This window comes from Amycolatopsis sp. lyj-109 (assembly GCF_046548995.1).
Classification (GTDB): Bacteria; Actinomycetota; Actinomycetes; order Mycobacteriales; family Pseudonocardiaceae; genus Amycolatopsis.
Genome location: NZ_JAJPWR010000003.1, coordinates 232,447 through 255,697, shown reverse-complemented (window position 1 = coordinate 255,697; position 23,251 = coordinate 232,447). Strand labels below are relative to the sequence as shown.

At 70.6% G+C, this 23,251-nt stretch carries 22 protein-coding genes; 8 read left to right on the top strand and 14 right to left on the bottom strand.

Annotated features, from left to right (window positions below; genetic code table 11):
- The first annotated feature begins 21 nt into the window (after positions 1-21).
- The 4 genes from ACLJQF_RS08575 (at position 22) to ACLJQF_RS08560 (ending at position 2,647) form a co-directional block, all read left to right on the top strand.
- Positions 22-558 (top strand): DUF1707 domain-containing protein, encoded by a 537-nt coding sequence (locus ACLJQF_RS08575; protein ID WP_410607681.1) that lies wholly within the window; start codon positions 22-24, stop codon positions 556-558.
- Between the two features lie 7 nt (positions 559-565).
- Positions 566-958: a DUF1707 domain-containing protein gene (locus ACLJQF_RS08570; RefSeq protein ID WP_410607680.1), complete on the top strand. Its 393-nt coding sequence runs from the start codon at positions 566-568 to the stop codon at positions 956-958.
- 76 nt (positions 959-1,034) lie between these two features.
- Positions 1,035-2,057, top strand: coding sequence for a hypothetical protein (locus ACLJQF_RS08565; RefSeq protein WP_410607679.1), 1,023 nt, complete (start codon positions 1,035-1,037; stop codon positions 2,055-2,057).
- A gap of 59 nt (positions 2,058-2,116) precedes the next feature.
- The gene (locus ACLJQF_RS08560) at positions 2,117-2,647 is read left to right on the top strand and encodes a GNAT family N-acetyltransferase (protein WP_410607678.1); all 531 of its coding nucleotides are present in this window, start codon (positions 2,117-2,119) and stop codon (positions 2,645-2,647) included.
- Positions 2,648-2,659: 12 nt separating this feature from the next.
- Here ACLJQF_RS08560 and ACLJQF_RS08555 read toward each other — a convergent pair whose 3' ends face one another.
- Positions 2,660-4,393: a glycerol-3-phosphate dehydrogenase/oxidase gene (locus ACLJQF_RS08555; RefSeq protein ID WP_410607677.1), complete on the bottom strand. Its 1,734-nt coding sequence runs from the start codon at positions 4,391-4,393 to the stop codon at positions 2,660-2,662.
- Between the two features lie 259 nt (positions 4,394-4,652).
- On the opposite strand from ACLJQF_RS08555, the gene ACLJQF_RS08550 reads away from it, so the two are divergent.
- Together ACLJQF_RS08550 and glpK are read left to right on the top strand one after the other, a co-directional pair.
- Complete coding sequence (locus ACLJQF_RS08550) at positions 4,653-5,402, top strand: MIP/aquaporin family protein (protein WP_410607676.1); 750 nt, start codon at positions 4,653-4,655, stop codon at positions 5,400-5,402.
- Positions 5,403-5,436: 34 nt separating this feature from the next.
- Positions 5,437-6,951 carry a glycerol kinase GlpK gene (gene glpK, locus ACLJQF_RS08545; RefSeq protein ID WP_410607675.1) on the top strand — a complete coding sequence of 505 codons (1,515 nt, stop codon included), beginning with the start codon at positions 5,437-5,439 and terminating at the stop codon, positions 6,949-6,951.
- Between the two features lie 66 nt (positions 6,952-7,017).
- Here glpK and ACLJQF_RS08540 read toward each other — a convergent pair whose 3' ends face one another.
- The 6 genes from ACLJQF_RS08540 to ACLJQF_RS08515 all read right to left on the bottom strand — a co-directional run bounded on the left by ACLJQF_RS08540 (position 7,018) and on the right by ACLJQF_RS08515 (position 12,108).
- The gene (locus ACLJQF_RS08540) at positions 7,018-7,821 is read right to left on the bottom strand and encodes a VOC family protein (protein WP_410607674.1); all 804 of its coding nucleotides are present in this window, start codon (positions 7,819-7,821) and stop codon (positions 7,018-7,020) included.
- An 81-nt stretch (positions 7,822-7,902) separates the two neighbouring features.
- The gene (locus ACLJQF_RS08535) at positions 7,903-8,562 is read right to left on the bottom strand and encodes a class F sortase (protein ID WP_410607673.1); all 660 of its coding nucleotides are present in this window, start codon (positions 8,560-8,562) and stop codon (positions 7,903-7,905) included.
- Positions 8,563-8,681: 119 nt separating this feature from the next.
- A complete protein-coding gene (locus ACLJQF_RS08530) occupies positions 8,682-9,296 on the bottom strand; it encodes a hypothetical protein (RefSeq protein WP_410607672.1) in 615 nt (204 codons plus the stop codon).
- A 217-nt stretch (positions 9,297-9,513) separates the two neighbouring features.
- Entirely contained in the window at positions 9,514-10,032 is a 519-nt protein-coding gene (locus tag ACLJQF_RS08525) for a hypothetical protein (protein WP_410607671.1), read from the bottom strand.
- Positions 10,033-10,155: 123 nt separating this feature from the next.
- Positions 10,156-10,635, bottom strand: coding sequence for a hypothetical protein (locus tag ACLJQF_RS08520; protein ID WP_410607670.1), 480 nt, complete (start codon positions 10,633-10,635; stop codon positions 10,156-10,158).
- A 72-nt stretch (positions 10,636-10,707) separates the two neighbouring features.
- Positions 10,708-12,108 (bottom strand): NAD(P)H-quinone dehydrogenase, encoded by a 1,401-nt coding sequence (locus ACLJQF_RS08515; protein WP_410607669.1) that lies wholly within the window; start codon positions 12,106-12,108, stop codon positions 10,708-10,710.
- Between the two features lie 126 nt (positions 12,109-12,234).
- Between ACLJQF_RS08515 and ACLJQF_RS08510 the strand changes: the two genes are divergently transcribed.
- Positions 12,235-12,687: a gamma-glutamylcyclotransferase gene (locus ACLJQF_RS08510; RefSeq protein WP_410607668.1), complete on the top strand. Its 453-nt coding sequence runs from the start codon at positions 12,235-12,237 to the stop codon at positions 12,685-12,687.
- A gap of 59 nt (positions 12,688-12,746) precedes the next feature.
- On the opposite strand, the gene ACLJQF_RS08505 is transcribed toward ACLJQF_RS08510, so the two are convergent.
- The 6 genes from ACLJQF_RS08505 to ACLJQF_RS08480 form a co-directional block, all read right to left on the bottom strand.
- Positions 12,747-13,520, bottom strand: coding sequence for an endonuclease domain-containing protein (locus tag ACLJQF_RS08505; RefSeq protein WP_410607667.1), 774 nt, complete (start codon positions 13,518-13,520; stop codon positions 12,747-12,749).
- A gap of 289 nt (positions 13,521-13,809) precedes the next feature.
- Positions 13,810-15,111: an amidohydrolase gene (locus ACLJQF_RS08500; protein ID WP_410607666.1), complete on the bottom strand. Its 1,302-nt coding sequence runs from the start codon at positions 15,109-15,111 to the stop codon at positions 13,810-13,812.
- 194 nt (positions 15,112-15,305) lie between these two features.
- The gene (locus ACLJQF_RS08495) at positions 15,306-15,605 is read right to left on the bottom strand and encodes a hypothetical protein (RefSeq protein WP_410607930.1); all 300 of its coding nucleotides are present in this window, start codon (positions 15,603-15,605) and stop codon (positions 15,306-15,308) included.
- Between the two features lie 49 nt (positions 15,606-15,654).
- Positions 15,655-16,638, bottom strand: coding sequence for a methylmalonyl Co-A mutase-associated GTPase MeaB (gene meaB, locus ACLJQF_RS08490; protein ID WP_410607665.1), 984 nt, complete (start codon positions 16,636-16,638; stop codon positions 15,655-15,657).
- A gap of 3 nt (positions 16,639-16,641) precedes the next feature.
- A complete protein-coding gene (gene scpA, locus ACLJQF_RS08485; protein WP_410607664.1) occupies positions 16,642-18,810 on the bottom strand; it encodes a methylmalonyl-CoA mutase in 2,169 nt (722 codons plus the stop codon).
- A complete protein-coding gene (locus tag ACLJQF_RS08480; RefSeq protein WP_410607663.1) occupies positions 18,807-20,642 on the bottom strand; it encodes a methylmalonyl-CoA mutase family protein in 1,836 nt (611 codons plus the stop codon). The genes scpA and ACLJQF_RS08480 overlap by 4 nt, the downstream gene beginning before the upstream one ends.
- 151 nt (positions 20,643-20,793) lie before the next feature.
- On the opposite strand from ACLJQF_RS08480, the gene ACLJQF_RS08475 reads away from it, so the two are divergent.
- Complete coding sequence (locus tag ACLJQF_RS08475; RefSeq protein ID WP_410607929.1) at positions 20,794-22,539, top strand: serine/threonine-protein kinase; 1,746 nt, start codon at positions 20,794-20,796, stop codon at positions 22,537-22,539.
- Here ACLJQF_RS08475 and ACLJQF_RS08470 read toward each other — a convergent pair.
- On the bottom strand, positions 22,536-23,156 hold the full coding sequence (locus ACLJQF_RS08470; protein ID WP_410607662.1) for a MerR family transcriptional regulator: 621 nt from the start codon (positions 23,154-23,156) through the stop codon (positions 22,536-22,538). The genes ACLJQF_RS08475 and ACLJQF_RS08470 overlap by 4 nt on opposite strands.
- Positions 23,157-23,251 lie beyond the last annotated feature (95 nt).

Below are 23,251 nucleotides of genomic sequence, written 5' to 3'. Positions count from 1 at the left end.
AGGCGGCCTACCATCGACTACGTGACCGAAGTCCCGTCTCCGCAGCTGCGGATCAGCGACCAGAACCGTGAGTCCGCGCTGTCCGCCCTCGGCGAGCACATGACGGCGGGACGGATCGACATCGACGAGTACGGCGAACGCTCGGCCCGGATCACCGCGGCCAAGACCCGCGGCGAGCTCAGCGAGATCTTCGCGGACCTGCCGGCCCCGCACCCGCGGTACGAGGACGTCCCCCAGGCCGTCGCGGCACCCGAGCCCGCCGCCGCGGCCCCCGAGCCGGCCCGCCCGCGAACCCCCGACAACTGGTCGCCGCCGCAGCGGTTCGTCGCCGCGATCGTGCCGCTGGCCTTCATCGCCGCGATCGCGCTGATCGCCTCGGGCGTCCTGGCCTGGCCGATCATCTTCGTCCCGATCGGGCTGACGGTGTTCGGCAAGTCGATGTGGGGCCACGACTGGAACCACGACCAGCGCCACCGTGATCGCCATGACCGGCACCTGCGCGACCGGCAGCGCCGCCGCGAGCTGCGCGACTCCTACCGCCGCGAGCTGGGTCGCTGATCCCACGGTGGGCGACATGCGCTTGAGCGACGAGGAACGCCAGGACGCCCTGGACGTCCTGGAGGAACACGTCCGCACCGGGCGGCTCGACATCGACGAGTACGGAGCCCGGACCGCGAAGGTCACGGCGGCGAAGCGGGTCAGCGAGCTCGTACCGCTGTTCGACGACCTGCCGTCGCCCCGGCCGAGTGCGTTGCTGAGCGGCGTTTCCGCGCCCGGGGTACCGGTGGCGTCCTCGGAGGACACCGCACTGGTCCGGTTCCTGACGGCGGGCGCGGTGCCGATCGCGATCGTCCTGGCGATCGCGGTGCTGATCCTCTCCCGGGGCCGGCTGCTGATCATCTCGGTCGCGCTGCCGCTGGTCGTCGCGATGATCGCGAGGGCCCGCCGCCGCTCCTGATTACTCCTTTTGCCAAGCAACCTGCTCCCGCGTTCGGGCGTGGTGATCATGCAGGTCGGGGGAAAGGGAGGAGTCCATGAACAAGATGTGGGCGCGCTCGGGGGTGCTCGCCACCGTGGCGATCGCCGTTGCGGCCTTGGCGGCGGGACCGGCGCAGGCCGCGCGGTTGGGCTGGCGGCCGACGGTGCTGCCGTTGCCCGCCGGGGCCGATGCCGCCGGGCACGGTTATCTGACGGCTTCGAACGGCCGCGGCGAATACACGGGGTCGTTCATCGTCGGCGGCAAGCTGCAGGTCGTGAGCTGGCGCGGCGGTAAGCCGGTGCTGCGCGGCGTTCCGGACGGCTTCGAATGGGCGATGGCCGAAGACGAGAACGGCGCCGGCACCGTCGTCGGCACGGCGATCGACTACGACACGAGCGCTGTCCGGTCGTTCGTGCTGGACGCGGCCGGATTCCACCTCCGCGAGACCCCGGCGGGCTACAAGGAGGCTCAGACCACAGCCGTCAACGCCCGCGGAGACGTGGTGGGGCAGGTCTTCGACGAAGACCCGGCGCGGAACGGCGCGATCGTGTGGCCGGCGGACGGCAGCACACCGGTGATCATCCCGGCGACGCACGAGTACGAGATCCCGCTGGACATCGACGACGACGGGACCGTCCTGTTCTCCTCGTTCAAGTCGGGGCTGGTGTGGAAGGACGGCGTCTACCGGGAGCTCACCGCACCGGGATTCCAGTACACGAGCGGCTCGGCGATCCGCAACGGCGTCGTCGTCGGCTCGGCCTCGGACGGCACGGTCGCCGGCTCCCGGGCCATGCGCTGGAACTCGGCGGGGGTGCCGACCGTGCTGCCCGGCGGCGACGGCGCGTATGCGCTGAACCGCGCGGGGCTGACTTTCGGGACGGCCCCGGTACCGGGCTCGTTCCGCGGGAAGCCGGTCACGTGGTTCGACACCACCCCGACCGGCGACCTGCGGCAGCCCGGTAGCTATTCGAGCTACCAGGCGAGCCAGGTGACCGACGACGGAACGTTCGCCGGGGTCGCGTCGAACGGTCCGCTCGACGAGGGCGGCGTACCGGTGGTCTGGCGCCTGATGACGTGAACCGGTCTTGATCGCCGGGCCGGGGGCGGCGTGCTCCCGGCCTGGCTAGGCTGGGCGGAGTGGAACCGGTGGAGATCAACGCGGGCACCTACTACCTGCGCCAGCTGCGCGCCGACCGCCACATCGACGACCGCCCGTTGTTGATGGAGGCGTTCGCCGACCCGACGCACCGCAAGTACGTGCTGAACTACCGGCTGCGCACGCCGGACGAGGCCACGGAGTACGTGGCCCTGCGCGCAGCCCAGTGGGCGGGCGACGAGCGCTGCTCCTGGGCGATCGCGGAGCCGACCTCGGGCAGGCTGCTCGGCGAGGTGGGGCTACGGGAGCTGAACCTGGACGCGTCGTACGCGGAAGCGACGATCTGGATCCACCCGACGGAGCGCGGCAAGGGGATCGCCACGACGGCGCTGAACGCCGCGCTCCGGTTCGGCTTCGGGGGGCTGGGGTTGACCGAGGTGAGTTACCGGTACGAGGAGAGCAACGCGGCCTCGGCGATCGTGGCCGAGCGCTGCGGGTTCACCTTGGTCGGCCCGGAGGCGGAGCGAGCGCCGACGGGTGAGCGGTTGATCCGCTGGCACCGCACGTCCTGACCGAAGCCGGCCTCAGCTCACCGGCTCCACGATCCCCGCGCGGGCCTCCGGGGCCGCCGACCGCAACGCGTCCGCCGCTTCGTCGCTCGGCTGGGACTGGGACTTGCGCTCCGCCTCCACCCGGGCCCGGTAGACCTCGATCTCGTGCTTCACCGTTTCGGAGGACCAGCTCAGGACCTCACCCACCAGGGTGGCCACCTGCTCGGCGCAGTCCACGCCCCGGTGCGCGTACTCGATCGAGATGCGCGTCCGGCGGGCCAAGACGTCCTCCAAGTGCAGCGCCCCTTCGTGCGAAGCCGCGTACACCACTTCGACGCCCAGGTAGTCCGGGGCGTGCTCGATCGGCTTCAGCAGCTCCGGGCGGCCCTCCGCCAGGGCCAGGACCTCGTGGACCAGTGAGCCGTAGCGGTCCAGCAGGTGCCGCACCCGATAGGGGTGCAAGCCGTGCTCCGCCGCCAGGTGGTCGGCCTGGTTGACCAGCGCGTGGTAGCCGTCCGCGCCCAGGAGCGGGACCTTGTCCGTGATCGACGGCTGGGACCGGCCCGGCAGGTCCACCGCCGCCGCGTCGACCGCGTCCGCCGCCATCACGCGGTACGTCGTGTACTTGCCGCCCGCGATCGCCACCAGGCCCGGGGCCACCCGCGCCACCGCGTGCTCGCGCGAGAGCTTCGACGTCTCTTCGCTCTCCCCCGCCAGCAGCGGTCGAAGGCCCGCGTACACCCCTTCGATGTCGTCGTGCGTCAGCGGCGTCGCGAGGACCGTGTTGACGTGCTCGAGGAGGTAGTCGATGTCGTGCTTCGTCGCCGCCGGGTGGGCCAGGTCGAGCTTCCAGTCCGTGTCCGTCGTCCCGATGATCCAGTGGTTGCGCCACGGGATCACGAACAGCACCGACTTCTCGGTGCGCAGGATCATCCCCGACTCCGAGACGATCCGGTCGCGCGGGACGACGATGTGCACGCCCTTGCTCGAGCGCACCCGGAACCGGCCGCGGCCTCCCGAAAGGCGCTGGAGCTCGTCGGTCCAGACGCCGGTGCAGTTGATCACCGCGGCCGCCGAAATCTCCGTTTCGCGCCCGTCCTCGACGTCGCGCACGCGCACGCCGGACACCCGGTCGGCCTCGCGCAGGAACCCGACGACCTGCGTCGACGTCCGCACGACCGCGCCGTAGTGCGCCGCCGTCCGGGCCACCGTCATCGTGTGCCGGGCGTCGTCGGACTGCGCGTCGTAGTAGCGGATCCCGCCGATCAGCGCCGAACGCTTGAGCGCCGGCACCATCCGCAGCGCGCCGGCGCGAGTCAGGTGCTTCTGCCCCGGGACGCTGCGGGCGCCGCCCATCGTGTCGTACATCAGCAGGCCCGCCGCGGTGTACGGCCGTTCCCACACGCGATGCGTCAGTGGGTAGAGAAAGCTGACCGGCTTCACCAGGTGGGGCGCGATGGTCGTCAGCATCAGCTCACGCTCGCGCAGCGCCTCCCTGACCAGGCCGAACTCGAGCTGCTCCAGGTACCGCAGGCCGCCGTGGAAGAGCTTGCTCGACCGGCTCGACGTCCCGGAGGCGAGGTCACGGGCCTCGACGAGCGCGACCCGCAGCCCACGCGTCGCGGCGTCCAGCGCCGTGCCCGCGCCGACCACGCCACCGCCGATGACGACGACGTCGAACGTTTCCTTGCCGAGCCGCTGCCACGTCTCTTCCCGCTTGACCGGGCCCAAGCGAGCCGGGTTCGTCTCCGATGCGTGCTGAGCCACGTGACATTCCTCCTCGTGCCGGCGAGGCTTCCAGCATCGCACGACCAGGTGATCATCCGCCCGTCCACGGATGACACTTGTGGCGTAACCCTCCGCGATCTTGACCGGGATCTTGACTGGGATCTTGAAAAGATTCGCCTTCCAGGTGCTTGGAAGTAGCTTCTACGCCCCGGTAACGTCGCGCGGACGTGGGTCGGCAACGGTGCCGTGGCACGCCGTGATCGACCCTGCGCAGAGTGTCCAGTGTGGAGGTGCAGCGGTGAGTGCTGGAGCGATAATCGTCTGGGAACTACTGGGAACGGCGACGCTGATCCTGCTCGGCAACGGCGTGGTGGCCAACCACGTACTGCGCAAGAACAACGGTCACAACGCAGGTTTCCTGTTCATCAACTTGGGCTGGGCGTTCGCGGTGTTCACCGGCGCCAGCATCGCGGCGCCGAGTGGCGCGCACCTGAACCCGGCGGTGACCCTCGGGCTCGCCATCGCCGACAAGACGCCGTGGGCCGACGTCCCGTTCTACTTCATCGGGCAGATGGCCGGCGCCATCATCGGTGCGGTGCTCTGCTGGGCGACCTACAAGCTGCAGTTCGACGACCACCCCGAGCCCGAGAACACCCTCGGCATCTTCTCCACCGGACCGCAGATCCCGAACACCGTGTGGAACCTCGTCACCGAGGTCATCGGCACCTTCGTCCTGGTCGCGTGGATCCTGCTCAGCCCGAGCTACGCCGCCGGCGACGGCGGGACGCCGAACTTCGGCAACTCCGCACTGGGCTACGCGGGCGTGTCGTTCGTGGTGCTCGTGATCGGTGCCTCGCTCGGCGGGCCGACGGGCTACGCCATCAACCCGGCCCGCGACCTCGGCCCGCGCATCGCGTACGCCTTCCTGCTGCCGATCCGCAACAAGGCGAACCCCAACTGGGGCTACTCGTGGATCCCCGTCGTCGGCCCGCTGGCCGGTGGCGCCATCGCCGCCCTGCTCTACCTCGTCGTCCACAACCTGACCTGATCGCCTCCTCCGACGCCGATTTCCGGGAGCACACATGACTTCGTACGTAGCAGCGATCGACCAGGGCACCACTTCCACCCGGTGCATGATCTTCAACCACGAGGGCCGCGTCGTCTCGGTCGACCAGCGCGAACACGAGCAGATCTTCCCCCGCGCCGGCTGGGTCGAGCACAACGCGGAAGAGATCTGGGAGAACACGCGCCGGGTCGCCGCGGGCGCGCTGGCCAAGGCCGACCTCACGGCCAAGGACATCGCCGCCGTCGGCATCACCAACCAGCGGGAGACCGCCCTGGTCTGGGACAAGACGACCGGCAAGCCCGTGTACAACGCGATCGTCTGGCAGGACACCCGCACCGACAAGATCGTCACCGAGCTCGGCAACCTCGGCGGCGGCCAGGAGCGCTACCGCGACAAGGTCGGCCTCCCGCTCGCGACCTACTTCTCCGGGCCCAAGATCAAGTGGATCCTGGACAACGTCGAGGGCGCACGTGAGAAGGCCGAAGCCGGTGACCTGATCTTCGGCAACATGGACACCTGGGTGCTGTGGAACATGACCGGCGGGGCCGACGGCGGCGTGCACGTCACCGACCCGACCAACGCCTCCCGCACCATGCTGATGGATCTCGACACCCTGCAGTGGGACGCCGGGATCGCCGGCGAGATGGGCATCCCCCTTTCGATGCTGCCGGAGATCCGCTCCTCGTCCGAGGAGTACGGCAAGGTCCGCGAGAAGGGCGCGCTGGCCGGCGTCCCGATCGCGGGCATCCTCGGCGACCAGCAGGCCGCGACGTTCGGCCAGGCCTGCCTTTCGCCCGGGGAAGCCAAGAACACCTACGGCACCGGCAACTTCATGCTGCTCAACACCGGTACCGAGAAGGTGATGTCGCAGAACGGGCTGCTCACCACGGTCTGCTACAAGATCGGCTCGAACGACACGATCTACGCGCTGGAAGGCTCCATCGCCGTCACCGGTTCGCTGGTGCAGTGGCTGCGCGACAACCTCGGCATGATCTCGACCGCGGCCGAGATCGAGGAGCACGCGCGCAGCGTCGAAGACAACGGCGGCGCGTACTTCGTCCCGGCGTTCTCGGGTCTGTTCGCTCCTTACTGGCGATCCGACGCGCGCGGCGCGATCGTCGGGCTCACCCGGTTCGTCAACAAGGGCCACCTGGCCCGCGCGGTGCTGGAGGCGACCGCCTTCCAGACGCGCGAGGTGCTCGACGCGATGAACGCCGACTCCGGAGTCCCGCTGAAGGCGCTCAAGGTCGACGGCGGAATGGTCGTCAACGAGCTGCTCATGCAGTTCCAGGCCGACATCCTGGGCGTGCCGGTGGTCCGCCCGGTGGTCAACGAGACCACCGCGCTGGGTGCCGCCTACGCCGCCGGTCTCGCCGTCGGGTTCTGGAAGTCCGAGGACGACATCCGCACCAACTGGGCCCAGGACAAGCAGTGGGACCCGTCGATGGACGACGACCGCCGCGCGCGCGAGTACCGCAACTGGAAGAAGGCCGTCACGAAGACCCTGGACTGGGTCTCCGAAGACGACTGAGCCGACTGAGCCGACCGACCGGCGAGGGCCGGGGGTGCCGCCTCATGGCGCTCCCGGCCCGCCCGTTCACACTTCCCAGCCCTCCGGTTCGCCCGACTGCTCGTTCGGGGCGACGAGCATGAACGGCACGCCCTGGTCGTCGGTGACCCGCACCTGCCGCCCGTACGGCGAGTCGAAGGGTTTCCCCTCGACCGTGCCACCGAGCGCGGTCACCTTGGCCGCGCTCGCGACGGCGTCCGCCACCCAGAAGTACGCCGACCAGTACGACGGCACCTCCGGTGGCACCGATGGTGGCACCGCGCCGAGGCCGCCGACCGGACGCCCGTCGATGAGCACCACCGCGTACGTGAAGTCGTCGCCGGAGATGTCCTGGAAGCCGTAGCCGAAGACTTCCTCGTAGAACGGCTTCGCCGCCGCGTAGTCGCGGCTCATGCATTCGTTCCAGGCCAGCGTGCCCGGGGCCGCCGTGACCTGCGTGCCGATGTGGTTGCCGGCCTCCCAGAGCCCGAAGACGGCGCCCGCCGGATCGGCGGCGACGGCCATCCGGCCCTCCTTCAGCACCTCCATCACCGGCATGACGATCTGCCCGCCGGCCTCGGTGATCGCCGCGGCCGTCCGGTCCACATCGGACACCGCGAGGTACGTCGTCCAGACCGGGGGGATGTCTTGGCCCGGTGGGGTCTGGCCGATGCCGGCGACCGGACGTCCGCGCAGCTCCGCCATGCCGTAGTAGCCGGTCTCCTCACCGCCCCGCTGCACGTCCCAGCCGAACAGGCCGCCGTAGAAGGCGATCGCCTTCGCCTGATCGGGCACCATGAGGTCCACCCAGCCGGGCGTACCCTCGGGCCATCTTTCGTCCCGGAACACCATGGCGACTCCCAACCCTCCGTCTGCGTCGCCTCTGGTGACGACCGGGACAGTCTGGCACCGGGCACCGACAAAAACCGAAAATCAGCCCTGGACCAGGCGGGCGTAGACGACGATGTTGTCGACGTAGTTGTGCGCGCTCCGGTCGAAGACGCCGCCGCAGGTGATCAGCCGCAGCTCGGGACCGGACGTGTCGTCGTAGACGCCCTCGTTCTCGAAGTCCTTTTTCGGCACTTGGTGCACCTTCGTCACCTCGAACACCACGGTGGTGCCGTCCTTGCGGGCGATCGAGACGCGATCGCCCGCGGCCAGCTCCTTGAGCCGGAAGAAGATGCCCTTCTGGTGGTTGCCGTCGACGTGCCCGAGCACGACGGCCGGACCGGTCTCGCCCGGCGTCGGCGCGTAGGTGTACCAGCCGGCCTGCAGCGGCGTGGTCACCGGCGGCACCTGGACGGTGTTGTCCGGGTTGAGCCCCAGCGGGATCAGCGACGAATGCGCGCCGATCTTGGGGATGTCGATCGAGACGGGCTCGGACTTGGGCAGCGCCGCGTCGGCGTCTGCGTCGGCGTCCTGACTGCCCGCCGCCGGCGTGGGGACGACCGCGACCGGCTGGGTGGACGGCGGCTGCGCGGTGTCCGGGGCGGGGCCGCCGCCCAGCGTCAGCGCCAGCACCACCAGCGTGGCCAGTAGCGCCGCGATGACGGCGATCAGGACACCCCGTCTGCTCGTGATCCTCCTGGTCATGCTCTCCCCCTGACTGGCGCCTGCACGTTCACACGTCCGGGTGGTTACTTCGGTTGAGCCCGACGGTACCTCCGCGGCCGGGCCACTCCGGAACCGTGGCTCCGGAGTGGCCCGCCGGGTCAGCGACGGCGCGCCCGCCGGGCCAGCACGAGCCCGGTTCCGCCGACGGCCAGCATGCCCATGGCGGCCGCGGCCGGGAACCCGGAGTCATCGGCCGGGCCGTCGGTGCCCCCGGTCTGCGGCGCACCCGACGGCACCTTGGCGACCTGCTTGGCCGCCGGGAGCACCTCGAAGAACGTGGTGGAGTCCTCGTGGGCGCAGTACATCGTCACGGCGTACTTGCCGGGCTTGACGTCCTTCACGGTGGCGGTGGCCCATCTGGCGGGGTCGCCGGGCTTGCCGAAGGCCAGCGCCGCCGACTGAACGGAGACCTTCTCGTCGGGCCCGTGCGTCCGGCAGACGAAGTCGAGCTTCACGCGCGCACCCGGCACCGCCTTGCCCGGCGACACGGTCAACGACCGGTTGATCCGGGCGATCGGGCCGTCCGGGAAGTCGGTCCCCGGGTCCGGCGTGGGCGTCACCGTCGGCATGCCGGTCGGGGACGGCGGCGCGGTCCGGATCGTGCTCGTCGACGGCGTCGCCGGCGCCCCTGTCGGCGTGGTGGCGAGCGCGGCGCCGGGCGCGAGAACCAGGAAAGCCGCGGCAACGCCCGCGACGACAACAGTGTTCTTCATTCTTTCTCCCCAAATAATTCCGGATCGGAAAACGACGGGTCGCGGACACCGTTCGCAGTTCCCCCTGCTTCGGCCCCAGCCCCCACCTACGCTTCCAAGGACGTCTCCACCAGCGGTTGGTTGCACCTGGAGGTCACGAATGCGTCGCGAAAAGATACGTCGGGAGCCCACGAAAAAGCCGCCCCGAGAGGCGGCCTCCGATCCGGTAATCAGCGGGTCAGCGCCGCCGGGATCGCCGCGCCAGCACGAGACCGCCACCGCCGACGGCCAGCACGCCCATCGCACCCGCGGCGGCGAGCGGGCCGTGGCCGACCGGACCGCCGCCGGTCTGGGGTGCTCCCGACGGCACCTTCGCCACCTGTCGACGTTCACCCAGGACGGTGAACTTCGTGGTCAGTTCCGCACCGCCGCAGGAGAACGACACCTGGTAGACACCCGGCTTCGCCGGCTGCACGACCGCCGACGCGGCTGCGGCCGGTGCCTTGGCCGGGTCGTTCTGCGGGCCGACGCGCCGCAGCGCGCCGATCGTGAGGACCGGGGACGCCGGATTCCGCGTGCTCGCGGCTTCGCAGCCGAGCCGGATTTGCACCTTCGCGCCCGGGCGGGCCGCGGTCGGCATGACACGGAAGTAGGCCTTCGGGTTCCCCGGGTGCTCCGCCGGCGTCGCGGCGAAGGCCGCCGGGGCCGAGAGCAGCAATCCGCCCGCAACGGCGGCGACGGCCAGAATCTTCTGCATTTCCTTTTCCCTCCCCGGGAGTTCTGCTGGGAAAGACGCTCTACCTGCGGAGAGGGTTGCCTCGGGCCATGAAAAAACCACCCCGGAGCGCGGCTCCGGGGTGGTCGTGACGTTTTCGGGAAATCAGCCCGCCATGCTGCCGTCGCCGGCCTTCGCGGCGCCGGACGGCACCTTCGCGACCTGGGCGGCGGGCACGGTGAACTGCGTCGTGTAGGTCTGGCTGCCGCACGTCACGGTCAGCGGGTACGTCCCCGCCGCGGTGCCGGGCTTCAGCTCGACATCGGCGCTGATGTTCGCGTCGGCGCCCATGAACGGGCCGGGGGTGTAGTTGGCGAACGTCAGCGCCGGCGAGGAGAACGTCGGAGAAGGGCCTTCGCACTTCGCCAGCGCGACGTTCGGCGCGTCGCGGACGTACTTGTCCACCAGCGTCTGGTTGATCGCGGTGTTCACGTTGAGCTGAACGCTGCCGGCCTTCGCGCTCGGGGCCGGGCTCGTGCTCGAGGCCTGGCTCGGCGCCGGGCCGGTGCTCTGCGCCATCGCCGGTCCCGTCAGCGCCGTCGTCCCGATCACCGCTGCCACAACGAAAACCACCGTCTTGCGCACTCTCGCACCCTTCGCGTTCTTCAGCCTTACAACCGACAAGACGCGACGGGTGCGCCCGGGTTGCGTGCCGGATCAGTCGAGATCGTCGTGGCGCATGAGCTGGCGGCCGGCCTCGGTGATCGAGCCCGACAGCGAGGGGTAGACCGAAAATGTCAGTGCCAGGTGGTCCACTGTGAGCTGGTTCTGGACGGCGAGCGCGATGGGAAGAATGAGCTCGCTCGCCTGCGGCGCCACGACGACACCACCGACGACCACGCCGGTGGCGGGGCGGCAGAACAGCTTCACGAAGCCTCGGCGGAGGCCCTCCATCTTCGCGCGCGCGTTGGTGGCCAGGGGCAGCATGATGGTGCGCGCGGGCACCTCGCCGGAGTCGATCGCCTGCTGGCTGATGCCGACGGTGGCGATCTCCGGGTGGGTGAACACGTTGGCGGCGACGGTCTTGAGCTTGATCGGCGCGACGCCTTCGCCCAGCGCGTGCCACATCGCGATGCGGCCCTGCATGCTCGCCACCGAGGCCAGCATGAGCACGCCGGTGCAGTCGCCGGCGGCGTAGATCCCGGGAACGGAGGTGCGCGAAACGCGGTCGACGGTGATGAACCCGCCGGGGCCGGGCGAGATGCCGACCTTGTCGAGGCCGACGTCCTGGGTGTTGGGGACCGACCCGACGGTCATCAGCGCGTGGCTGGCTTCGATCACGCGGCCGTCGGCGAGGTGGATCTCGACGCCCTTTTCGGTGCGCTCGACGCGGTCGGCGCGCGCCTGCTTCGCGACGGTCGTGCCGCGCTGCGAGAAGACCTCTTCGAGCACCGCGGCGGCGTCGGCGTCTTCGTGCGGGAGAACGCGGTCGCGGCTGGAGACGACGGTGACCTTGACGCCCATCTCGGTGTAGGCGGACGCGAACTCGGCGCCGGTGACGCCCGAGCCGATCACGGCGAGGTGTTCCGGCAGCTCCTGGAGCTCGTAGAGCTGACGCCAGTCGAGGATGCGCTCGCCGTCCGGCACGGCGCCGGGCAGGACGCGCGGGGTGGCGCCGGTGGCGATGAGGACGACGTCGGCGGGCAGCTTCTCGGTGCCGTCCTTGGTCGTGACGGCGACCTTGTGCGTCGCCAGGCCGGGCTCTTCGTCGCAGAAGCGGGCCTCGCCGGCGATGACGCGGACGCCTTCGCGCTGGACGCGGGCGCGGATGTCGGCGGACTGGGCGAGCGCGAGCCCCTTCACCCGGCCGTGGACGGTCGGGAGGTCGATGCTGGTGTCGGCCAGGTCGGTGTTGATGCCGAGCTCGCTGAGGTCGTGCATCTTCGCCAGCGCGCCCGAGCTCGCGATGAACGTCTTCGAAGGGACGCAGTCGTAGAGGACACAGGCGCCACCCAGGCCGTCCCGCTCGACGATCGTGACGTCGGCCCCGTGCTGGGCTGCGACCAGCGCGGCTTCGTAGCCGGCCGGGCCCCCGCCCATGATCACGATCCTGGTCACCTGGGTCCTCCTCGGAGTGTGCGTGCGGTGCTCTCACCGTACGCGGCGAAGGTGTCCGGACACTGAAGTGGGCGAACACGGCGAGTGCGTCCACTCGGGTGAGGGAGGTGTCGCTACGCTGTCGGCGTGCCGTTGTATGCCGCGTACGGATCGAACATGGAGCCCGCCCAGATGCTGGAGCGCGCGCCGCACTCTCCGATGGCCGGCAGCGGCTGGCTGGAGGGCTGGCGCCTGACCTTCGGCGGCGAGGACCTGGGGTGGGAAGGTGCCTTGGCCACGATCGTCGAGGACCCGGGGTCACGGGTGTTCGTCGTGCTCTACGACGTGACCTCGCTGGACGAGGCCGGCCTGGACCGCTGGGAAGGCGGTGAGCTGGGGATCCACAACAAGATCCGCCTCCGCGTCCAGTCCATGGACGGCTCGGTCCTGGCCTGGCTCTACGTCCTGGACGCCTACGAAGGCGGCCTCCCCTCAGCCCGCTACCTCGGCGTCCTCGCCGACGCCGCCGAGGCGGCCGGCGCCCCAGCCGACTACGTCGACGACCTCCGAACCCGCCCCTGCTCCGGCATAACCGGCTAACCGTGTCGTCCCTCTGATCACGCGTGTCGACCCTTCAATCACGCGTGTCGACTTTCTGATCACGCGGCCCGGCCGGATCGCTGGTCGAAGGCACACCGCAACTCAATCAGAAGACGACTCGGATCCCGGAGATCGGCTGCGGCGGCCCGGACGGTGATCCAGCCGCGAGCTGCCATCCGGTTGTCACGTTCGAGGTCGTACTCACGCCGCTCCTCGTGCGCTGCGTACCCGTCGTACTCGAGCGCGATCTGCCTGCTCGACCACGCCATGTCGAACACGTACAACTTGCGGCCGTCGATCGTGGTGACCGGGTACTGGGGCTCGGGCACCGGAAAGCCGGCTTCCACGACGATGAGCCGGAGCACACTTTCCGGAGGCGACTCCGCCTTGCCGGTGGCGAGGTCCAAGAGCATCAACGCCCTGTGGATACCTCGCCGGTCCCGACGGTCGGCGAGCCGATCGCGCACGTTCTCCCGGAGCTTCGCGCAGTGGTCCGGAGGTAGCCCTCGCATAGCTTCGTCAACTGCGCTGAACGCGCTTCGCTTGTTCCCGTCGCAGAGGTGATCGGCGAGGGCGCGGTCGATCATGAAGGTCGAAAGGCCTTCGATCTCGATCACGTCCCCGTCCCGGAAACCACCCTGGTGCACGACCAGGCTGGCTCGCGACCGGATGCGCCGCGAATACGGCGCCATCACATGGATGTCACGGTCGTCGGCAGCCGAAACACCATGCAGGGCAAGGGAAGTCACACCGCTCAGCGCAGCAGGCGGACCGACGGCAAGCAATGCGGCGGCGGCTCTCGTCGGCAGCTTCAGCAGGTCGGTGGCGTGCACGACGACGCCCCGCCACGGCTGCGAAAGCAGCCCTCGTTGGAGCCCTTCGAGGACCTTCCGCCGGCCTAGAATCCGATCGGCTTCGCCTCGCGAGAGCACTCCATGTCGTCTTGCCCAATCGTTCACAAGATCGAGAATGAGGCCCTTCCGCGTCCGCCTGGAAGGACCTCATTCTCGATCTGTGGACAACTAGCTGCCTGTGGATAACTTGTGCACAACCCGACAGTGCGGGAAGGGTCGACACGCGTGATCAGAGGGTCGACACGCGTGTTTTAAGAGACGACACAGGCTAGGCGAGGGTGGTTAGGGCGGTGTGGATCAGGGTTCGGACTCCGCAGAGGAGGGCTCGCTCGTCGAGGACGAACGTGGGGCGGTGGATGTCCGATTGGGGGGCCGGGGGGCCGGGCCAGACGCCGAGGCGGGCGAAGGCTCCCTGGACGTGCTCCAGGTACCAGCCGAAGTCCTCGCCGCCGGATGACTGCTCCGTCGGGGCCACCGCGCCCTCTCCGAGGGCCGCCTCGGTGCCCGCGCGCATCAGGGCCGTCGACTCCGCGTCCGAGACCACCGGCGGGACGCCGCGGCGGTAGTCCAGGTGGAAGCCGACACCGGTCGGGGCCAGCAGGGACTCCACTGAGGCGGCGACCAGCGGTTCCAGGGCCGTCCAGACCTCGTGGTCCGCCGTGCGCAACGTGCCGCGAAGGACGCCGTCCTGTGGGACCGCGTTGGCCGCCTGGCCCGCGTGGACCGCTCCCCAGACCAGGACCGTCCCGGAACGCGGGTCGACGCGGCGGGAGAGCACCGCGGGCAGCGACGTGATCACCGTGCCCAGCGCGTGCACCAGGTCCGCCGTCAGGTGCGGGCGGGACGTGTGGCCGCCCGGCGACGTCAGGCGCAGTTCGATCAGGTCCGCGGCCGACGTCAGCGCGCCGACGCGCATCCCGACCAAACCCACCTCGAGCCGCGGGTCGACGTGCAGGCCGTAGATCCGCTCGACGCCTTCCAGCGCGCCCGCCGCGATCATGTCCAGCGCGCCGCCGGGCATGACCTCCTCGGCCGGCTGGAAGATCAGCCGCACCCGGCCCGGCAGCTCCGGCGCGCCGGCCAGGGCGCGGGCCGCGCCGAGGAGGATCGCCGTGTGGGCGTCGTGGCCGCACATGTGGGCCGCGCCCTCGGTCGTCGACGAGTACGGCAGGCCGGTCGCCTCCGTCAGCGGCAGCGCGTCCATGTCCGCGCGCAGCGCCACACACCGCTCACCGCTGCCGATGTCGCAGACGACGCCGGTGCCGCCCGGCAGCACCCACGGCTTGAGGCCGACCGAGCGCAGCAGGGTGACGACCAGCTCCGTGGTCGCGAACTCGTGCCGCGACAGCTCCGGGTGCGCGTGGATGTGCCGCCGCCAGGCCAGCACGTCGGTCGCGTTGGCGCGCAGCCAGTCGTCCAGCCAGAACGGGCCGCGGCCCGCACCAAGGTCCTCCACGGGAGCCATGCTTACGCCGGCTTCGGAAATGAGCGCCTCGGACCCCTCCATGGGGTTGATGATGCGCCCTTGGGGGTCGCCTGGAACGTCCGGCCGTGAGTCGAGCACCGTCACGCCGCACCTCCTCCCGCAACACGGGTAACCCGCGCAGCGGCTGGGGTCACGCGTCGTGCCGATCGATCTGTACGCATTTGCAGACGATCGTGCACCATGCAGGCGGCAAGCCGCGCCTCGAAAACCGGCGTCCTAGACGGCCGGTACCGGATCTGCGTTGAACGGCGTGCACCACTTCGGCAAAGCCGAAAACCTCAGGACCCCTTGGCCCGCTTCGAACGGATCTTGCGCCCCCAGATCACGATGCCGAGCAGTACCACCGCGATCAAGCCCGCGACCAGCTTGTTCCTGGTTTTCTCGGTGTTGGCCTTGTCCGTCTGGGCCGGGTCGAGGACCGGACCCGGATTGACCGTGGTTTGCGCCGGGACCAGCGCCGGAGAAGCCACACTCAATGTGACGGCGGCCGGACGCACCGGTGCAGCCAGTGCCGGCGACGCCGTGAACAGGACCGCCCCCAGCAGCCCGACCAGGACCAGACCCCGCAGTTTCGCCATGTCATCCCTTCGCCACGACCAGGCATTCTGCCCACGGACCACCCGCACGTCAGCCACCGAACGCGTCGAGGATCCGCTGTGCACCGAGGGTAGCCGTCAGTTCACCGTCCCGCACCGCCCGTTCGACGTCGGGAACGACCGTTCGCACGTCCGGATGCACCGCCAGCCGACCGAGCAGTTGCTCGCGCACCATCGCCCACGTCCAGTCGACCTGCTGCTGCCGCCGCCGGGCGTCGAGTTCGCCGGACGCGGTGAGCGTGTCGCGGTGCTGTTCGATCGCACCCCAGACCTCGTCGAGCCGCACGTTGTGCAGGCCGCTGCAGGTCAGCACCGGTGGCGTCCACGACGCTTCGGGCCCGTAGATCATCCGCAGCGCGCCGGCCAGCTCGCGAGCCGCGCGGCGGGCGTCCCGCTCGTGGTCGCCGTCGGCCTTGTTGACGGCGATGACGTCGGCGAGTTCCAGCACGCCCTTCTTGATGCCCTGGAGCTGGTCGCCGGTGCGGGCCAGGGTCAGGAACAGGAAGCAGTCGACCATGTTCGCCACGGTCACCTCGGACTGCCCGACGCCGACCGTCTCGACCAGCACGACGTCGTAGCCGGCCGCCTCCATCAGCACGATCGTCTCGCGGGTCGCCCGCGCGACCCCGCCCAGCGTCCCGGACGTCGGCGACGGCCGGATGAACGCCCGCGGGTCCACCGCCAGCCGCGCCATCCGGGTCTTGTCGCCGAGGATCGACCCGCCGGTCCGGGTGGACGACGGGTCGACGGCCAGCACGGCCACCCGGTGCCCGGCCGCGGTCAGGTCGGTGCCCAGCTGGTCGATGAATGTCGACTTGCCGACTCCGGGGACGCCGGTGATGCCGACGCGCCGGGCGCCACCGGCCGCGGGCAGCAGTTCGACGAGCAGCTCCTGCGCCAGTGCCCGATGGTCCTCCCGCTGCGACTCGACCAGCGTGATCGCCTTCGACAGCGTCCCGCGATCACCCGCCAGGACCCCCTTGGCGTAGGCGGTGACGTCGATCTTGCGCGGCAACGGTCAGGACTCCTGCGCCGACAGCTGGCCGAGCAGGTCGATGGCCGCGTCCGCGAGCACCGTGCCGGGGCCGAAGATCGCCGCCGCACCGGCCTCGCGCAGCGCCGGGTAGTCCTGCGGCGGGATGACGCCGCCGACGACGACCATGATGTCCGCGCGGCCCAGCTCGGCGAGCTCGTGCCGCAGCGCGGGCACCAGCGAAAGGTGCCCGGCGGCCAGCGACGAGACGCCGACGACGTGCACGTCCGCCTCGATCGCCTGCCGCGCCACCTCGGCCGGGGTGGAGAACAGCGGGCCGACGTCGACGTCGAAGCCGAGATCGGCGAAGCCGGTGGCGATCACCTTCTGGCCGCGGTCGTGGCCGTCCTGGCCCATCTTCGCGACGAGGATCCGCGGGCGGCGGCCCTCCTCCGCGGCGAACTCGTCGACCAGCTGACGGGCCTTCTCGACGTTCTGCGTCTTCCCCACCTCCTCGCGGTACACGCCCGAGATGGTCCGGATCTGGCCGGAGTGCCGGCCCCAGATCTTCTCCAGCGCGTCGGAGATCTCGCCGACGGTCGCCTTCGCGCGGGCCGCGTCGATGGCCAGTTCCAGCAGGTTGCCGCCCTGTTGAGCGCCTTCGGTGAGGCGCCTCAGCGCGTCTTCGGTCGCCGCGGAGTCACGCTCGGACCGCAGCCGCCGCAGCTTCTCCAGCTGCTGGGCCCGGACGCCGGCGTTGTCGACCTTGAGGACGTCGATCTCCTCATCGGCGCTGACCTGGTACTTGTTGACGCCGATGACCGGCTGCCGCCCGGAGTCGATGCGCGCCTGGGTGCGCGCGGCGGCCTCCTCAATACGCAGCTTGGGAATGCCCGCGTCGATCGCCTTGGCCATGCCGCCGGCCTGCTCGACCTCGCTGATGTGGCCCCACGCCTTGCGCGCGAGGTCGTAGGTCAGCTTCTCGGCGAAGGCGCTGCCGCCCCACGGGTCGATCACACGCGTGGTGCCGGACTCCTGCTGCAGCAGGAGCTGGGTGTTGCGGGCGATCCGCGCGGAGAAGTCCGTCGGCAGCGCGAGCGCCTCGTCGAGGGCGTTCGTGTGCAGCGACTGCGTGTGCCCCTGGGTCGCGGCCATCGCCTCGACGCAGGTGCGGACGACGTTGTTGTAGACGTCCTGCGCGGTCAGCGACCAGCCCGACGTCTGGGAGTGCGTCCGCAGCGAAAGCGACTTCGGAGACTGCGGGTCGAAGCCCTTCACCAGCTTCGCCCACAGCAGGCGGGCCGCGCGCAGCTTCGCGACCTCCATGAAGAAGTTCATCCCGATCGCCCAGAAGAACGACAGCCGCGGCGCGAACTTGTCGACGCCGAGCCCCGCGGCGACACCCGAACGGAGGTATTCGACGCCGTCGGCGAGCGTGTAGGCCAGCTCCAGGTCGGCCGTCGCGCCGGCTTCCTGCATGTGGTAGCCGGAGATGGAGATCGAGTTGTACTTCGGCATGTGCTGCGAAGTGAAGGAGAAGATGTCGGAGATGATCCGCATCGACGGCTGCGGCGGGTAGATGTAGGTGTTGCGGACCATGAACTCCTTGAGGATGTCGTTCTGGATGGTCCCCGCGAGCTGCTCGGGTTTGACGCCCTGTTCCTCGGCCGCGACGACGTACAGCGCGAGCACCGGAAGCACCGCGCCGTTCATCGTCATGGACACCGACATCTTGTCGAGCGGAATGCCGTCGAAGAGCTGCCGCATGTCGTAGATGGAGTCGATGGCGACGCCCGCCATGCCGACGTCACCCGAGACGCGCGGGTGGTCGGAGTCGTAGCCGCGGTGGGTCGCCAGGTCGAAGGCGACCGAGAGGCCCTTCTGCCCGGCGGCGAGGTTGCGCCGGTAGAAGGCGTTGGACTCCTCGGCGGTGGAGAACCCGGCGTACTGGCGGATGGTCCACGGCTGGTTGACGTACATCGTCGGGTACGGCCCGCGCAGGAAGGGCGCGACGCCCGGGTACGTGCCCAGGAAGTCCACATCGGACAGATCGGCGGCGGTGTAGACGGGCTTGACGCCGATGCCCTCGGGCGTCTCCCAGGCCAGGGCGTCGGGGCCCTTGCCGGTGGCGTTCTCCACCGCACGTGCCCAGGTGTCGCGGTCACCCGGCGACGGCGTGCCGAGGTCGAGACCGGCGAAGTTCGGGATGCTCATCGGGTGACTCCCAGCTTGGCGTGCAGGCCGTCGAGGACTTCCAGGGCGTCGCAGCCGGCGAAGACGTTCCCGTCCACGCCGTCGTAGGACCCCTTCCCCGCGAGTAGGACGTACTCGGCGCCGAGGGCCGCGGCGACGTCGGCCGCCTGTGCCGCGTAGGCGTCGTCGGTGCCGCAGAGGCAGGCGACGCGGGCACCGGAGGTCCGGAACGCGCTGGGCAGGTCATCGGTCGCGCCCGGGTTGACGGCTTCGATGCCGCCCGCCTGGAACAGGTTGGCGGCGAACCCGGCGCGCGCGGTGTGCGCGGCGACCGGGCCGAGCGTGGCCAGGAAGATCTTCGGCCGCGCACCGGTCGAAGCGAGGTGCGCGTCGGAGGCGTCCCGCAGGGCTTCGAAGTCTTCGGCGTACCGGTGCCGTGGCAGCCCACCGTCCACAGGGGACTCCGAGGGCGCCCGGACCACCGGTTTCTCGGCCAGGTTCGGGAACTCGCTGACGCCGGTGAGCGGGTCGCGGCGCGTCGCGATCCGCTTCGACCGCTTCTCCCACGTCGAAGCCAGCCGCCCGGCCAGCGCACCGGAGGAAAGCTCGGCGACCAGGCCGCCCGCTCCTTCGATGGCGGTGAACTCGGCCCAGGCCGCGTGCGCGAGGTCGTCGGTGAGCTTCTCGACGTACCAGGAGCCGCCCGCCGGGTCGGCCACACCGGCCAGCTTGGACTCCTCCAGCAGCACGGCGTGGGTGTTGCGGGCGATCCGCGCGGAGAAGGCGTCCGGGCGGCCGATCGCCGCGTCGAACGGCAGCACGGTGACCGCGTCCGCGCCGCCGACGCCCGCGCCGAAGCAGGCCACGGTCGTGCGCAACATGTTCACCCAGGGGTCGCGCCTGGTCAGCATGGCCGGCGACGTCACCGCGTGCTGGCGCATCGGCGAGGTGAAGCCGCAGACCTCGGCGACGCGCGCCCACAGGCGGCGTGCCGCGCGCAGCTTCGCGATGGTGGAGAACTGGTCGGCGGTCGCGGCGAGCCGGAACTCCAGCTGCCCGGCGGCGGCTTCGACGTCGAGTCCGGCGTCGGTCAGCGCCCGCAGGTAGGTGACGCCGGCGGCGACCAGCGCACCCAGCTCCTGCGCGTCCGAGCCGCCGGCTTCGTGGAACGGCAGGCCGTCGGCGACGATCGTCCGCACTTTCGGGTACTTCCCGGCGACACGCACGGCGAGCGCGGCGGCCGGTTCCAGCGCCACGGCGGCGCCGGAGCGGGCCGCCAGCCCGATCGGGTCGGCGCCCAGCACGGCGGTGGCTTCGCTGGCCGGGATCTCGCGCTCGGCGAACAGCTCGAACAGGGCTTCGGCGGCCGCTTCGTACTCCGGGCCCGCGTCCAGTACGACCGGCGCCAGCTCGAGGTACACCTCGTTCAGCGCGTCGGCGAGCGACGCGGGCGGCACCGAGAGCCAGATCGACGTCACGCCGCCTTCGAGGTCGGCGAGGATCGCCTTGTTGACCGCGCGGGCGTCGTCGCCGGTGAACCGGGCCCGGACGTCCCAGCCGGTGCCGACCTGGCCTTCCGGGCGCGCGCCGCGCACGTACGGCGGCAGGCCGGGGAAACCGATGTCGCCGGGGACGTCCTCGGCCGTGTACAACGGCTGGATCTCGATCCCGTCGTAGGTCCGCGTGACGAGCTTGCTCTCCGGGGCGCCCGCGAAGTCCTCCGGCAGCTTCCCGCTCTTGCGCAGCACGCCCGCGACCAGCTCTTGCCACTGCGCGCGCGTTGCCTGGGGAAACTCGGCCGCGAGGTCGAGCTCGGAGATCGGCACTGACTCCGGACCGGCCACATCAGTCATAACCAGTGATGGTAGAGGCACTCGCCGCGCTCGACCTGTGAGTCTGGTCGCGCTAGGGGGCGGCCGGGGACGGGTTAGGGGCCAGCTTGCACAGACTGTCGGTCCCGTACGCCACAATTGGCGGGTGCCCCCCTCCAGCGAAGAGACACGAGTGGTCGCCGGTCGCTACCGGCTGCGTTCGGTGCTCGGCTCCGGGTCGATGGGCACCGTCTGGTCCGCCTACGACGAGTTCCTGCACCGGCAGGTGGCCGTCAAGGAGATGAAGGTGCCGCCGGGCATCCCGGCGGCGCAGGCGGACGAGCTGCGGGAGCGCACCCTGCGCGAGGCCCGCGCGATCGCCGTGCTGTCCCACCCGAACGTGATCATCCTGCACGACGTGGCCCGCGAGGACGACCAGCCGTTCGTGGTGATGGAGCTGCTGCCCTCGCGCAGCCTGGCGCACATCCTGCGCGACCACGGGCCGCTGACCGTCGGGCAGGCCGCCGCGGTCGGCATCGCCGTGGCGTCCGCGCTGGAGGCGGCGCACTCCGCCGGGATCACCCACCGCGACGTCAAGCCGGGCAACGTCCTGGTGGCCAGCGACGGCCGGATCAAGCTGACCGACTTCGGCATCGCCCGCAACGTCTCCGAGGCGACCATGACCCGGACCGGGATCATGCTCGGCTCGCCCGCCTACATCGCGCCGGAAGTGGCCTCCGGCGGCGCCGTCACGCCGTCCGCGGACCTGTGGGGCCTCGGCGCGACGCTGTTCGCCGCGGTCGAGGGCGCGCCGCCGTACGACGCCGACGGCGACCCCCTGGAAACGGTCGGCAAGGTCGTCAACGGGAAGGTGCCGCAGCCGAAGGCCGGCCCGCTGGCCGACGTCATCGGCGCGCTGATGAAGAAGGAGCCGGGCAAGCGGATCACCCTGCGCGAGGTCCGGCACCGGCTGTACCCGCTGCAGACGAAGACGCCGCTCGACCTGTTCGGGCCCGAGCTGTTCCACACCCCGGACGGCAAGAAGACGTCCGCGCAGCCGGACGCGACCGACACGCAGGTGATCAAGACCATCCTGCCCGAGAAGGACCGGATCAAGGCCGAGAAGAAGGCCGAGGCGTCGAGCAGCGAGCTCGCCGCCGACCCGGGACCGCTGCCGTTCCTGCGGCCGCCCACCCCGGCGCCCTCGGCGGGCCCCGCCTCGGGTGCGCCGACGATGTTCGTCCCGCCCCCGCCGCCGCGGCCGGCGCGGCGCGGCTCCACGGCCACCGCCGTGCTCGTCGCGGTGGCGATCCTGCTCTTCCTGCTCGCCGCGGGCGGCGGGTTCGCGCTGGCCAGAGCGGTCGGCGGCCAGTCGCTGCTGCCGCCGGACGCCGCCTCGCGGAACACGTCGAACGGCCCGACCGACGTGCCGCCGCCGTCACTGGTGCAGCAGTCCGGCGACGCGAGCTACGTGACCGGCAACGGCGGGCAGTTCGGCCTCCAGGTGCCGGAGGGCTGGCAGAAGTTCGTCGCCCCGCACACGACGTCGAAGTTCGGGGCGAGCACGGCGGTGCAGTACGTCTCCCCCGACGGCCGCCGGTCGCTGCGGGTGGAACGGCTGATGAAGTACTTCGCCCAGTACTCCGACGACGAGGCGTACATCTCCTGGCTGAAGGAGTCCTACCCGGGCAACGCGTTCCAGCTCTTCGGGCCGTCACCGCTGCCCGGCGGCAAGGGCTCGACGCTGACGTACCGCCTGGCCGAGGGCGGCAACCTGCCGGCGAGCGACGGGGGCGGCACCCGGGTGACGTTCATGAACCTGGTCCAGGCGGGCACGAGCCTGTGGATCCTTTCGGTCACCGTGCCGGCCGAGCAGGAGAACTCCGGCCGCCAGGACGTCTTCGACCGGGTCGCCCCGACGCTGAGCGTCTCGGACTAACCGCCGAGCACCTGGCGGGACACCTGCTCCTGGGCGAGGTGGCGCAGGCCGACGAAGATCCGGTCGCCGAGCACGGAGGCGACCAGCCCGGCTTCGATGATCTTGTCGAGCGACGTCAGGCCGTTCACCACTTCGACGTCGAGCTCCGCGACGCGCATCGCCAGCTCGGCGTACTCCTCGAGCCGCTCGGTCAGCTTCTCCTGGCCCAGCTCCTTGGCCGTCGCCAGGGCCGCGACGAGGTTGGCCATCGTGCGGTGCTCCGGCGGGTGCCCTTTCCAGCCGTGGCGGCTCATGAGGTCCGCCAGCCGCCCGGACGCCCACTCGGCGGCCTCGTCGGACACCTTCGGGGCGGGCCCGGCCAGCTCCTGCTGGACGACGCCCATCGTCCGGTGCGGGGTCTCGTCGCCGTCGATCGTGCTCAGGACGACGCCGACCGAGGCCAGCGGCAGCCCGCCGACTTCGGTGAGCGCCTTGATCAGCCGCAGCCGCTGGACGTGCGCCGCCGAGTACCGCGCCTGGTTCGGGCTGGTGCGCTCGCCGGGCGGGAGCAGGCCCTCGCGCAGGTAGAACTTGACGGTCGCGACCGGCACCCCGGACTCGGCGCTCAGCTCGGCCATCCGCATGCGTTTCCGCTCCGATCCCGGGGCCGTCTCGGGGACGACCCTGAAGACTTCTCAGTATGGATAGTTTAACTTCCCATAACGGAGAGCTT

Coding starts and splice junctions, on each gene's coding strand:
- ACLJQF_RS08470 (WP_410607662.1), bottom strand. CDS start 23,156: ATGGCCGAGCTGAGCGCCGAGTCCGGGGTGCCGGTCGCGACCGTCAAG.
- ACLJQF_RS08530 (WP_410607672.1), bottom strand. CDS start 9,296: ATGAAGAACACTGTTGTCGTCGCGGGCGTTGCCGCGGCTTTCCTGGTT.
- ACLJQF_RS08565 (WP_410607679.1), top strand. CDS start 1,035: ATGAACAAGATGTGGGCGCGCTCGGGGGTGCTCGCCACCGTGGCGATC.
- glpK (WP_410607675.1), top strand. CDS start 5,437: ATGACTTCGTACGTAGCAGCGATCGACCAGGGCACCACTTCCACCCGG.
- ACLJQF_RS08495 (WP_410607930.1), bottom strand. CDS start 15,605: ATGGCGAAACTGCGGGGTCTGGTCCTGGTCGGGCTGCTGGGGGCGGTC.
- ACLJQF_RS08540 (WP_410607674.1), bottom strand. CDS start 7,821: ATGGTGTTCCGGGACGAAAGATGGCCCGAGGGTACGCCCGGCTGGGTG.
- ACLJQF_RS08480 (WP_410607663.1), bottom strand. CDS start 20,642: ATGACTGATGTGGCCGGTCCGGAGTCAGTGCCGATCTCCGAGCTCGAC.
- scpA (WP_410607664.1), bottom strand. CDS start 18,810: ATGAGCATCCCGAACTTCGCCGGTCTCGACCTCGGCACGCCGTCGCCG.
- ACLJQF_RS08525 (WP_410607671.1), bottom strand. CDS start 10,032: ATGCAGAAGATTCTGGCCGTCGCCGCCGTTGCGGGCGGATTGCTGCTC.
- ACLJQF_RS08535 (WP_410607673.1), bottom strand. CDS start 8,562: ATGACCAGGAGGATCACGAGCAGACGGGGTGTCCTGATCGCCGTCATC.